Below are 11143 nucleotides of genomic sequence, written 5' to 3' on the forward strand. Positions count from 1 at the left end.
GCACAGGCAGGCCGTCAGACGCGAGCCGTCATTCTTGCGAGCGAGTGATGGCGGGGACGACGTAGGACTGATCGAGCACGGCGGGCGAAGGTTCGTACATTCTCAGTACCGGTCGGAAATCCCCGCGCGGTGCGGGCAGCCAGTTTGCCTTCGCCGTGGGATCTTTCGGCTCCTCGTGGCTGATCGTGATCGTCAACGCACCGTCGGCGTCGTGGACGATTCCTGGAGTGCGGTCGCCGATCGAGTATCGGTCGACGGGGTTCGCCACGAGGAAGAAGTCCGGCACCGAGTACATCGTCAGCGACCAGAAGGCGCTCACCGGCGGAGTGGGGTCGAGTCTTATTGTGTAGGTCTGGTTTCCGTTCAACTGCTCGCCCTGATCGTCGACGTAGGTCATGATGTACGCCGCTTCGTAAGGGTGGTTGCCCCACAGCCCGCCCTTGGCAGCCGCGGCGCGTTCGACGATGCGCAACTTGGGATCGGCGATCTTGAATTGTGGATCGTCGATTGTGCCGACCTCGAAGTAGTCGAGGTTGTAGTCGAAGGCGTGGAATGTGAGCTTCCATCCGTTGACTTCGGGGCTGGAGCCTTTCGTGAGGGCCTCGAGCAGGTTCTTCTCACCGATCGTCAATCCGTCAGCCAACGCGGCTGCCTCGTCGGCAGAGAGTGAAGCGGCAGAGTGTGAGCTATAGGGAGAGGCCCCGGGCTCGTCGATTCCGATCGGGGAGAAGGAATCCTGGAGTTCTCGATCGCGTGGGGCCGGCGGAAACGCCTGTGACCAGATGCGGAGTTTCTCGAGGAACAGGAGGTCCTGGCTTACCCCGGGTTCGGGCACTGGGAGACCCGCCGAGTTTCCGGTGGAGTCGACGACGGTCAGTGTGGTGGCGTCCTGCAAGGCGTGCACCGCAGGGAGGTCGTCGTCGCCACCGCATGCCCACCGGCCCACGATCGACGCAATGTTCGTGGGAAATCTGATCACCGTGGTCTGGTCCGCCGGGGTTCCCGTCCAGGTGGGTGGGACGAGAAGGAAGTCTCCGCTCTTCGTGCCGGTGGCCCGATGCCCGACGTAAGCGAAATTGTTTGTCCAGGCGTCCACGAACTGGAGGACGTAGTAACGGCCATCGGTATCGGGGACGTGCAGCGCAACGGGGCCGACAGAGAGATCGATCTGCGCCATGGAATACAGGGTGTCGTTGTTGATCGTGACGAAAGTGTCTGCCGGCCCGGCCAGTGTGCGGGCGTGGCTGAAGGTGTTGAAAGGTGCGGCGGGGTTCGCTCCGACACCGTTGTGAACATACCGATGGACCTGGTCGAGATTGAAAACGAGGGGAAATCCGTAGATATACGCCTGAGCTGCAAGCTCGGTGCGACTGGTGTCTGTCATCTCTGCCCTCTCGTCGTGCACGTCGGTTCGAAGTCCACCCTGCGGGAACCCTGCCGTCGAGGCATCACCCGCCGAGGGTGACGACGGTAGAGGGAGAAGACATGTCGGATCAGGAGAGTGCGGCATTGGTCGCTGTCGCAGACGAGTGGAACGTCGCGATGTGCTCGAACGACGCCGAACGGATCGGCGATTTCATGGCAGACGACTGGGTGATCGTCTCGGAATCCGGAGTGTCGACCAAAGCGGAGTTCCTGGGCTTCGTGGCCTCGGGCGACTTGACTCATTCGGCGATGGACCGCGTCGGGAGCGCTCGCGTGCGTTTCTTCGGTGACGTCGCACTGTTCACTACGCGGATCGTCAATACCGCGCACTACGGCGGCAGACAATACGACGCCGACGAGTGGACCACCGACGTGTTCGCGCGGCGAGACGGTCGTTGGTGCTGCGTGTTGAGCCACATCACGCCGGCGGTCGAGGCGAAGATCGAGGACGTGGAACTGTGACGTAGAGATAAGAGAAAGGCTGATGTTTTAACGGTGACACTATTGGGTAGTAATACGAGTTTCGCATTTATGAATGTATTTATCGGATTTATCGATTGTGAAGTTTCTGTAGTAGCGTCAGTTGAGTAGATCATTTTGATACGCATACCGGATGAGGTTCTCACATGATTGTTCTCGGCATTATTCTGGCGTTGATCGGCTTTTTCACGGGGTTGAGCATTCTGACCACCGTCGGCATCATCTTGGTCGTCGTAGGTGCAGTTTTGTCCATCCTCGGTGCTACCGGGCGCGCAGTGGGCGGACGAAAAGTCTGGTATTGATCAATACTGCGCGAGTAGCTGAGAAGGCGGTACCCGATCTCTTCGGAGATCGGGTACCGCTTTTTGTGCTCCAACTGGTTTTCGGTCTCTCTACCCCAAATTATCGATCTGAGCGGCATCGGGTAAACATGAAGGATGCTTTCTCGAGACCATGACGAAGAGAAATCTGCCGAGCGATTCAGATTCCCTCGCAGATGGAATCAGGTTGACGAATCGCGCCGCGGTTTGGTGTTGGCGTGGGTGGCCTTCACGTTGACGTTCGGCGGAGCACGTCTGGTGACGTGGTTGATCCAGATCGACACCAGAGACGTCGGCGACATCAGCGCCGGTGGCACTCATCTGCATCACTATTTATGGGGAATTCTGCTGTTGGCCGGGGTGGCGATCTTCGGACTCGTAGACCGAAGCCCTCGCGCAAGAACATGGATGGGCATCGCGTTGGGCATCGCACTCGGGCTCATCGTCGACGAGGCTGCGTTACTGATCACTCTCGACGACGTCTACTGGCAGAGCGACGGTTGGCCCAGCATCGCCATCGCTGTGTCGATCATCGGAGTGGTAGGAACCGGTCTCGCGCTGACCCGAAGCGGAGCGGAGAAGCCTCGAGGTTGATCCGGCCACGGCACGGGTACTCACTCCCGTGCCGGGAAGTCGCGCGGATCGTGAGGTGGCTTGAATGGATCCCAGTTCCGCGGACACCTCACCGGACTCCGACAGTGAAGTCAAAGCGGCAGATCCGATGGCGGAAGCCGAACGTGAAGCCGCAGCATTGGCGACTCCCGTCCGGCCGCTGGGCGAACCGGGGCCGAGATTCGATCGTCGTTCACCGTTCTTCATCGGTCTGAGCGCGGCGGCCGGTGTTGCCGTGACGTACGCGGTGATCGAAGTGCTCCTGGCGGCGCGAGGCATGCTGATCCTGATCGTGGTCGCGCTGTTTCTCGCGGTGGGCATCGAACCGATGATCGTCTGGCTGGAGCGGAGACATTTCCGACGCTGGATCGCAGTCACTGTGGTACTCCTCGGAATTGCAGTGATGTTGGCGCTGTTTCTGGTTGCTGCGATCACCCCGCTGGTCGAGCAGGGACGTCAGTTCGCATCACACGCTCCCGAACTTCTGACACACATTCGTGACCGGTATCCGATCGTCAGCGACCTCGACGAGAAGTATCACCTCGAGGAGCACCTCACCACCCAACTGGACGGTTCGGGGTCTGCGCTCGCGACGGGTTTGCTCGGAGCGGGGCGGGCGGTGTTCAGCGCAGTCGCCGACGCTGGAATCGTTGCTGTACTGACGACGTACTTCTTGATCGACTACCCACGAATCCGCACGAATCTGTATCGGCTGGTGCCACATTCGCGGCGGCCACGAGCAATCGCCATCGGTGATCAGATACTGGCAGGTGTGGGTGGGTACGTCCTCGGCAATGTTCTGATCTCCGTGATCACCGCAGTGTGCACCTTCGCGTGGTTGTTGATCTTCGACGTGCCGTATCCGTTGATCCTGGCGCTGCTGGTCGCTCTGCTCGATCTGATCCCGATAGTCGGTTCCACGATCGCAGGGGTTGTCGTCGCCCTGGTCTCCCTGACAGTCTCTGTCCCAACGGCATTGGCGACAGTTGCGTTCTTCATTGCGTTACGTCTGCTCGAGGACTACCTGCTCGTTCCGAAGATCATCGGGAAGACGGTGGCGGTCCCGGCACTGGTGACCGTTGTCGCGGTTCTGTTGGGTGGAGCGTTGCTCGGTATTGTCGGTGCGTTGCTGGCGATTCCGGTCGCTGCGGCCTTGCTGCTGCTTGCAAGGGAGACGCTCTTTCCGCGCCTCGACGCTTCTTGACCGGCTTCTATCGGACGCTTCGCGCGCGACGCCGAGAACCAGGATTCGGCTTGGGACACATCCGAGTCGGGATGGTTTCTCCCTCGGCGGTGATACGGAATACCGAGACTTTCTCGCTACAACCGTGATTCAGATCGACCGCGTATGCGATTGCGGCGCGATCCGAGACGAAATCTTCCATCACCGTTGTACCGTCCGGTAGTTCGATTCTGTAGTTTTCCATGACTTACACAACCTTCTTTCGCTAAGACGATCCTACCCGGCTCGAGAAGTGGCAAACCCGTGGAACACAACGTGCGACAGTCGTCTTCGTGCCTCACCGCCGACGGTGGCACCACGTTGACCGTGAAGGCGATTAAGGCGATCGACAGGCGGTCCACCGAACTTGACCTACTGGACGAGGCAGAAGAGTCACTGGTGACTGTGTATCTCCGGCCCGAAACGCTGCTGACCGTGGTCGGCCCACCCGAACACGTCCTTCGTACGTCGAATCCGGTGGTAGTCGACGGCACTGCAACCTTGCAGTCGCTGCTCTACGACTCCGACGCGGTTCACTTTCCGTTCAGCGAAGCGAATCGGACTGAAATAGTCAACATTGCGAATGCCTCGGTGCGGTCGGATTCGGACTACGACAAACAAATGAGGATCGACCAGGATGAAATGTCGCTGCTCGTGAACGGACTCCTTGTGAGGAACGCCGATCACTTGCGGGCCCGAGTTGCCGGGGTCACCACCAGAGAAGGCGGCTTTGTCGTGTTTTATTTGACCGACTGCTCCCGAAATGAGGAGCAGAGGGTGGGGGGAGTGGCCCGTTGACCTCAACGATCCTCACGCGGTTGCTCGGTCCGCATTGCACATGTTCAGTTTGTGTTCGATCTGACCTGGCTCAGTAGGCCTCGATAGCTCGATCGGGGCCTAATTCGACTCCGCGTCCACTGAGCACTCCACCCGTTTCGGTGCTGGCGTGTTGCTTCCGCAATCACGAGGAGTGCTGGTCGAATGTCGGTATGACACGAACGCCAGCATCGGCACCTGCGATTCCCTTCCGCCTCGGTCCGGTCCGAGTCGCGGCCTACGCGGCCTTCACGATGCTCGTGGTCGTCGTCGCTGCGTACTTAGTCTTTGAAGGCCTTACGCAACCGATCGCCCTACCGAAAGTCATAGCTGGTGCAACGTACGGAGCCATCATGGTTCCAGGAATCATGTTGCTGGTCAACTACTTTGAAAAGGCCGACCGTCGTACATCGATGCGTACTGTGTTGCTCTCGTCTGGATTCAGCTTCCCGCGGTCCATCTGGACCGCCCACCGTCCCGTCGAGCCGTTGCTGCTGGGCATTGTTGCTCCCGTCGTCCTCGTCTTCGTCTGGTTACGGGTCCTGGATCCTCTGTTGCGTTCTGCCACATCGATCACACCGGCGATCGTTTCCACCGACCGCATCAACTGGTACAGCGGCCTCCCCACAGGTCTGGTGATTGTGTCGATCGCATCTGGTGTGATCTGGGAAGAGGTCCTGTTCCGTGGCCCCGGACTGCTGCTTTGGCAACTCCGTGACAGTGTCGAGAGCCGGATCAGTAGACACGCGCTGACGGTCGTCTCGATCGTTGGCGGCGGTCTGCTCTCCACCGTCGCATTCGGCTACCACCACGGCAATCAAGGCGCCTGGAATGTGCTCCTCGGGTGCACCTTTGGTGCATTGTTCTACCCGCTGGCGCTGGCGACACGATCGCTGTGGCCGTCGATTATCGGGCATCTGGTGTGGAACCTCGATGCGTGGGGGATCGCGAACTGGCTCCACTGACGATGCCGATGAGGACAGAGGGCACCGCTACGGTTCCAACTATGGATCCGTCAACGATTCCGAACCTCCCCTGTCGCCACTTCGACTGTCGCACAGCTCTCGCTATCGCGGGAATGGGGCGGTGTCCCGAACAGCTATGCGGGACACCGCCCCGTTTCGTCGGTAAAAAGGGGCGCGGCCGGCTGACCGGGCAGCACTTACGCCACCGGCGGGAAACAGCGGGCGCACCCATTGCACGCGACGGTCGGCTATGTGCGGCGGGGCCAATCCAGAAAGGCCGCAGCCCTAACGTGCCACTCCGCGGTGAGGCTCCGACGGCGTGTTTTATTCCGTTAGGAGCCGAACACGCTGCTCCCAGAGGATCCTGAGCTTCCAGGCGACGGTGGGCCTGTCGTAATCGGCGGCTCCGGATCAGTCGGCGTTGGTGAAGTGAGATCAATTTCGCTGATCACGATGACGTCACCGGACTCATCGGGGGCGGTCGCCGAGATACGAATCGGCACGATGAAGCGTTGGCCATCGCTATTGGTGGCGATGAGGTGATGATCGCCATCTACGAGCGATGCGGGGACGGTGAACTCGAATGCTGCTAGCCCGTTGCTGTCAGCGACGACGGTACCGATCTCGACTGGGTCCGATTCGATGGTCAGGTTGTACGCCATACCCGCGACTCCGGTCAAAACGCCCGTCGCCTGGCTGCCCGGCTTGAGTTCCAGCCATTCCCATCCGCCGAAGGCGTCGAAGGTGCCGCGCGGGACCACGTATCCCAGTTTCCGGACGATCTCTGTGGCTCCGCATGTCGTTGTGGTCAAGCGGAGAACGCCTATACCGCGGACCGTGCAGTTCATTGATGTCGTTTGATATGTGGTGTGCTGGTTGTACCCGATTTCGGCTGCGTTAGCTGCCCCAAGAGGACTGAGAACCCCACCTCCCCCGACCACGACCAACGTGGTGCCTAGAAGCAGGTTGTCGGAGGCGTCGCACACAAGGTCGAGGCTGGCGCAGATCGAGGTGAATCTCGATTTGTTGTTCCCATTGTTGATCCAGCTGTCGGTTTCAGGGTCGACGGCGGCTCCCGCGATCCGGCGTATCCCGAGCCCTTTGGTGTCGCTCAGTTCGTGAAGTTGTCCGCCGATCCGGCTGGGATTGCCGTAGTAGACGATTGAGACAACATTTTTGAAGTCGGTGGTGTTGCGCTCCCGTTGGACAGCTGCTGCGGCGGTATTGATTACGTCCGCGCCCTGCGAGTATCCAGCCAAGACAATTTTGGTGGATTTCCCGTTGCAGTTCTCATTGATCGTCGCGAGTTCATTGCGCAGGCTTTCGGCGCCTGCCCATAGAGATTCCAGGTATGCAAGGTCGTTGGCAGCGTAGTCTGGGACAGGTATTGCTGGGTAGACGATGCCGACGCCGCGTAGGTCGTTGGCTTTGCCCAGTCTTTGCAGAATCGATCGCAATGCGCTGTACTGGGCAGCGATAGGTTCGCCCATGCCGTTGTTGGTAGTACCGACTGGGTAGGTAGACGATGACGGAGTCACTCCTTGTGGTGCTTCGCTGGATCCCCGGACACCGAGATAGTTGATCGGTTTGCATGAACCGAAGAGGACTGTTGTCGGCGTGGATCGGTTGATGTCGGTTCCGTCTCCCAACTGCCTGTACTGGTTGCTTCCCCAGCATTTGATTTCGCCACCCGCCACCACCACGCACGAGTGTTGGGAGCCTGTCGACACTGCCTCAACACCGGCGATTCCAACCACGCTCACCGGTGCGGGTTGATGAGGAACGTCGGTGCCGGCTCCTAGTTGCCCGCTGCCGTTATCCCCCCAGCATTTGACGGCTCCGCCCGCCACCACCGCACACCCGTTGTATTCACTCACCGACACTGCTGTGGCAGTGGAGATTCCCACAATCACCGGTTTCGGTCGAATGTCGTCGATGCCGTCTGATAGGCGCCCTTCGACGTAGAGTCCCCAGCACTTGACGGTGCCACCTACCACCACCGCGCACGTTTTAACCCCTCCGGCCGCGAGTGCGGTGGCCCCGGAAATCCCCGCCACATCCACTGGTGTGGGGTGAAGAATTCCTATCCCCCCAGGATTCCCGTCTCCTAGTTGTCCTTCGTTGTTACGTCCCCAGCACTTGACGGCGCCCCCTGCCACCAGAGCACAGGTGTGGTAATTGCCACCAGACACGGCGGTGGCGCCGGAAATCCCCACCACGTCCACTGGTATTGGTCCTCCGGTGTGCAGAGCGCCGTCTCCTAGCTGCGCACTGTTGTTGTTTCCCCAGCATTTGACAGAGCCGCGTACCACCACCGCACACACGTGTTGCCAGCCGGCAGACACTGCAGTGGCGCCGGAAACCCCGACCACGCTCACGGGCGTGGGTATTCCCACTCCGTCGCTAGGGTCGTTTACCCCGTAGGTGTTGTCTCCCCAGCATTTGACAGATCCACCTGTCACTACGGCACACGTCTGATTCCCTCCTGCAGTGAGTGCGGTGGCGCCGGAAATCCCCACCACGTCCACCGGGGTCGATCGCGGGGTTATGCGGGTTCCGTCGCCTACCTGCCCCTTATCGTTGCTTCCCCAGCATTTGACGGTACCGCCCACCATCAACGCGCATGAGTGAGAGTGGCCGGCAACGACCACTTTGGCTTGTCTAAGTGGTTCAGTTGGTGCGGGATCAGCGATCGCACGACTTGCATCTGGAATTGTTGTTAATCCGAACGCGACGAGAACCGCGACGACTATCAGTAGAAGGCTCCGACTTCGGATGGATTCAAGCAACCTGGCACGCATCAAAGTATGTCCCTCGCTGGAAGTGTTGGTCACGTGGTCAGGTGCTCACGAAACAAGGAACTGCTGACGACACACCCGGATGGGACGGTATCTGTGGATTGCGGAATTTGGTATCGGTTGTTCAGATGACATTTATGGGCAGATGAGCTTTCCGAGACCGCCTGTAAGACCCGCAGAACAGCCGGTTAGCAAGTACTAGGCTCATCGCCGGGCCCAATCGTCGAGATGTCAAAGGCCGTGGAAGTCATCTAGGGCGGACGCTGTGACAAACACGCGAGAGCGGAGTAGATCCAGTGTCGCCGCAATGGATTGCCTCGGAGTTCTCGTTCGCTAGAAATCTGCTGGCGAAGGCGCTGAGGTGGCCGGTTAGCAATTGCAGGCACGCGAACTTCTCTGATTTGGCTGAATCGGCGCGATGGTGACTGCAAACAAAAAGCCGCACCCGGAACATCGCCGGGGGTGGGCTGTCGTTCCGGCGGCACCTGCAGCCACTCAGAGGTGAGGGTTCAGGCCGCGATCTCGCGGCAGTAGGGGCCACAGCGACGTGCCAATCAGCGCCCGCGCCGGCGATCCAATCGGCCGCGACAGCACCGTCGAAGGTCCGCGGCGACCTTCAGGGTTCGACACCTCGAGGATACCCTCAACGAGGACACGGGGACCGGAAGTGTGGAGTCGTCGGCGAACGCAACGAGCATGGCTCCCTTGCCCTCTGCGTTGTGTGCAACGCGGTCGAGGACATGTTGTTGTCGGTGATGTCGTCAGCGGCGTTCATCGTGTGCTCCTCGGCTCGGCGTTGCTGTTGGGAGACTCGCTCAGGCGAGGGATTCCGGTGTGCAGCACTGTCGAACAGTGCGACGGCCGGTCCCTACCCCATAGTTGTCTCTCCATCCGCCGGTGAACGGGGCATTTGGATAAGGGAGTCGTTGGTCCGCGGCGAAGGACAGGTTAAGGGCTCCAAGCAAGACACGCTGCACACGTATCGCGGAGGGACCGCGGCGGACACCGTATGTCGTGCACGATCACGGCGAACTCGAACGGATGGGCGGGCTGCACGTCATCGAGCGCGGTGGTCGTTATTCGCGGATTGGTGCATCGGTGTCGGTGTTACCCCGTTACCGGCAGACCGAGAGACGTTGATCGGGTTCGTGCGCGCGGATCCGGCAGCCTGTCGACGCAACGGGAACGACTGGCGGCTGTGTGGACGGCTCATTTGCACGTCCCAGCGCCTGCCAAGACCGATACGAGGGTCTTGAGGGGCGGTGGTCACGAGTGGCCTTCGGGCGAGGCCGCACGGGTGGTAGCTGCGCTGCCGTCAGCTGGATGACAGTCGGTGCAATGTTTCGACAACTCGCCTGCGGGGTAATGAGAGTCGGTCAGCCGCTCAGGCGGTACGTATCGAACCACGGAGGATCCGCGCAATGAGCGCAGTATCGAAAGCGATGTACAAGCCACTCTCACTGGCGACCAGCGTCCTGGGCGGCATCTTGGCCGGCGCTGTCTTCCAGCAGGTGTGGAAGCGCATCGGTGACGACAAGAATGCGCCCGAGCCCAAAGACTTGAGCAGGTCGAGCAAGGAAGTCCTGATCGCCGCAGCCCTGCAGGGAGCCATCTTCGCTGTTGTGCGAGCCGCAGTGGATCGTGCGGGGGCAAAGGGCTACCAGGCCCTTGCTCATGAAGATCCTCGGTAGGGACGCCCGGTTCGGTTCGAGTTCAGTCGACGACGGCCGCGATTGCCTCGATCTCGACCAGTTGATCGTCGTAACCGAGAACGGTCACACCCATCAGAGTGCTCGGGGCGTCGTGATCGCCGAACGCGTCGCGGACTACCTCCCACGCCGCAACCAGGTCGGCTTGATTGCTCGACGCCACCAGGACGCGGGTGTTGATCACGTCGGTGATGGACGCGCCCGCGTCCGAGAGAGCTGTTCTCAGGTTGTCGACGGCCTTGGCTGCCTGTCCTGCGTAGTCACCGATGGCGGCAGTGGAGCCGTCCTCGTTCAACGGGCAGGATCCGGCCAGGAAGATCAGCCGTGCATCGGCGGGAGCCGTTGCTGCATAGGCATATTCAGCCACCGAAGAGAGTGACGTGGAACGGATCAGAGTTACCGACTTCGACATTATTTCCCCAAGGAATAGTAAAGTTTTGCAGCGAGTCTTTCACAGCACGCCAGGGGTTGCCAATTCATCGTCGGACCCATCCCTTCAGTCGGCAGCTACGAATGACTGCCAATGAGCCGAGAAGAAGAGCACACAGCACCTGTCGACGAGTGGCTGACGACCAAACAGGTTGCAGCACTGTTCCACGTCGACAGGACCACGGTGTCCAGATGGGCGAGGGAGGGCAAAGTCGGCACTCTGAGAACGCTTGGCGGGCATCGGAGGTACCGGCGATCGGAGATCGAGACGTTGCTGCGTAACCGCTCGACGACGCTCGATCACCAATAACCTCCGGCACGAAACAGACAGGTCGCCGAGCATGATGAGGGCTCGGCGACCTGTCTG

At 60.2% G+C, this 11143-nt stretch carries 12 protein-coding genes and 1 pseudogene; 8 read left to right on the forward strand and 5 right to left on the reverse strand.

Translation table 11 applies throughout. The features are described from left to right. Window positions 1–28 precede the first annotated feature (28 nt). Entirely contained in the window at window positions 29–1384 is a 1356-nt protein-coding gene (locus GN300_RS16835) for a DUF1254 domain-containing protein (RefSeq protein WP_063314915.1), read from the reverse strand. 101 nt (window positions 1385–1485) lie between these two features. On the opposite strand from GN300_RS16835, the gene GN300_RS16840 reads away from it, so the two are divergent. The 4 genes from GN300_RS16840 (at window position 1486) to GN300_RS16855 (ending at window position 4041) form a co-directional block, all read left to right on the forward strand. Then, complete coding sequence (locus GN300_RS16840; RefSeq protein WP_007734703.1) at window positions 1486–1887, forward strand: nuclear transport factor 2 family protein; 402 nt, start codon at window positions 1486–1488, stop codon at window positions 1885–1887. Between the two features lie 164 nt (window positions 1888–2051). Further along, window positions 2052–2207, forward strand: a complete 156-nt coding sequence (locus GN300_RS16845) for a DUF6131 family protein (RefSeq protein WP_003945564.1) — start codon at window positions 2052–2054, stop codon at window positions 2205–2207. Between the two features lie 135 nt (window positions 2208–2342). Continuing rightward, on the forward strand, window positions 2343–2819 hold the full coding sequence (locus GN300_RS16850; protein WP_003945539.1) for a hypothetical protein: 477 nt from the start codon (window positions 2343–2345) through the stop codon (window positions 2817–2819). 64 nt (window positions 2820–2883) lie between these two features. Continuing rightward, window positions 2884–4041, forward strand: coding sequence for an AI-2E family transporter (locus tag GN300_RS16855; protein WP_042453495.1), 1158 nt, complete (start codon window positions 2884–2886; stop codon window positions 4039–4041). A gap of 7 nt (window positions 4042–4048) precedes the next feature. Here the strand turns inward: GN300_RS16855 and GN300_RS16860 are convergent, their stop codons facing one another. Next, window positions 4049–4264, reverse strand: a complete 216-nt coding sequence (locus GN300_RS16860) for a hypothetical protein (RefSeq protein ID WP_003945874.1) — start codon at window positions 4262–4264, stop codon at window positions 4049–4051. A 59-nt stretch (window positions 4265–4323) separates the two neighbouring features. On the opposite strand from GN300_RS16860, the gene GN300_RS16865 reads away from it, so the two are divergent. Both GN300_RS16865 and GN300_RS16870 read left to right on the forward strand, forming a co-directional pair. After that, on the forward strand, window positions 4324–4857 hold the full coding sequence (locus GN300_RS16865) for a hypothetical protein (RefSeq protein ID WP_063314914.1): 534 nt from the start codon (window positions 4324–4326) through the stop codon (window positions 4855–4857). 371 nt (window positions 4858–5228) lie between these two features. Continuing rightward, complete coding sequence (locus tag GN300_RS16870; protein ID WP_197487694.1) at window positions 5229–5840, forward strand: CPBP family intramembrane glutamic endopeptidase; 612 nt, start codon at window positions 5229–5231, stop codon at window positions 5838–5840. 332 nt (window positions 5841–6172) lie between these two features. Here the strand turns inward: GN300_RS16870 and GN300_RS16875 are convergent, their stop codons facing one another. Together GN300_RS16875 and GN300_RS30000 are read right to left on the reverse strand one after the other, a co-directional pair. Next, entirely contained in the window at window positions 6173–7717 is a 1545-nt protein-coding gene (locus GN300_RS16875; RefSeq protein ID WP_233405660.1) for a cutinase family protein, read from the reverse strand. Window positions 7718–7963: 246 nt separating this feature from the next. After that, window positions 7964–8641: pseudogene (locus GN300_RS30000) on the reverse strand (RCC1 domain-containing protein); the annotation flags it as partial. A 1418-nt stretch (window positions 8642–10059) separates the two neighbouring features. On the opposite strand from GN300_RS30000, the gene GN300_RS16880 reads away from it, so the two are divergent. Beyond that, on the forward strand, window positions 10060–10329 hold the full coding sequence (locus GN300_RS16880; RefSeq protein WP_007734706.1) for a DUF4235 domain-containing protein: 270 nt from the start codon (window positions 10060–10062) through the stop codon (window positions 10327–10329). Between the two features lie 22 nt (window positions 10330–10351). On the opposite strand, the gene GN300_RS16885 is transcribed toward GN300_RS16880, so the two are convergent. After that, a complete protein-coding gene (locus GN300_RS16885; RefSeq protein ID WP_007734708.1) occupies window positions 10352–10759 on the reverse strand; it encodes a RidA family protein in 408 nt (135 codons plus the stop codon). 111 nt (window positions 10760–10870) lie between these two features. Here GN300_RS16885 and GN300_RS16890 point away from each other — a divergent pair, with 111 nt between their 5' ends. Beyond that, on the forward strand, window positions 10871–11086 hold the full coding sequence (locus tag GN300_RS16890; protein ID WP_003945782.1) for a BldC family transcriptional regulator: 216 nt from the start codon (window positions 10871–10873) through the stop codon (window positions 11084–11086). Window positions 11087–11143 lie beyond the last annotated feature (57 nt).

The organism is Rhodococcus sp. Ni2 (assembly GCF_021352185.1).
In the GTDB taxonomy this organism is placed as follows: Bacteria; Actinomycetota; Actinomycetes; order Mycobacteriales; family Mycobacteriaceae; genus Rhodococcus_F; species Rhodococcus_F qingshengii.

Bases quoted from the DNA above. Each gene is read 5' to 3' on its own strand.
- GN300_RS16845 (WP_003945564.1), top strand. From the start codon at position 2,052: ATGATTGTTCTCGGCATTATTCTGGCGTTGATCGGCTTTTTCACGGGG.
- GN300_RS16835 (WP_063314915.1), bottom strand. From the start codon at position 1,384: ATGACAGACACCAGTCGCACCGAGCTTGCAGCTCAGGCGTATATCTAC.
- GN300_RS16860 (WP_003945874.1), bottom strand. From the start codon at position 4,264: ATGGAAAACTACAGAATCGAACTACCGGACGGTACAACGGTGATGGAA.
- GN300_RS16840 (WP_007734703.1), top strand. From the start codon at position 1,486: ATGTCGGATCAGGAGAGTGCGGCATTGGTCGCTGTCGCAGACGAGTGG.
- GN300_RS16850 (WP_003945539.1), top strand. From the start codon at position 2,343: ATGCTTTCTCGAGACCATGACGAAGAGAAATCTGCCGAGCGATTCAGA.
- GN300_RS16870 (WP_197487694.1), top strand. From the start codon at position 5,229: ATGGTTCCAGGAATCATGTTGCTGGTCAACTACTTTGAAAAGGCCGAC.
- GN300_RS16880 (WP_007734706.1), top strand. From the start codon at position 10,060: ATGAGCGCAGTATCGAAAGCGATGTACAAGCCACTCTCACTGGCGACC.
- GN300_RS16855 (WP_042453495.1), top strand. From the start codon at position 2,884: ATGGATCCCAGTTCCGCGGACACCTCACCGGACTCCGACAGTGAAGTC.
- GN300_RS16885 (WP_007734708.1), bottom strand. From the start codon at position 10,759: ATGTCGAAGTCGGTAACTCTGATCCGTTCCACGTCACTCTCTTCGGTG.
- GN300_RS16890 (WP_003945782.1), top strand. From the start codon at position 10,871: ATGAGCCGAGAAGAAGAGCACACAGCACCTGTCGACGAGTGGCTGACG.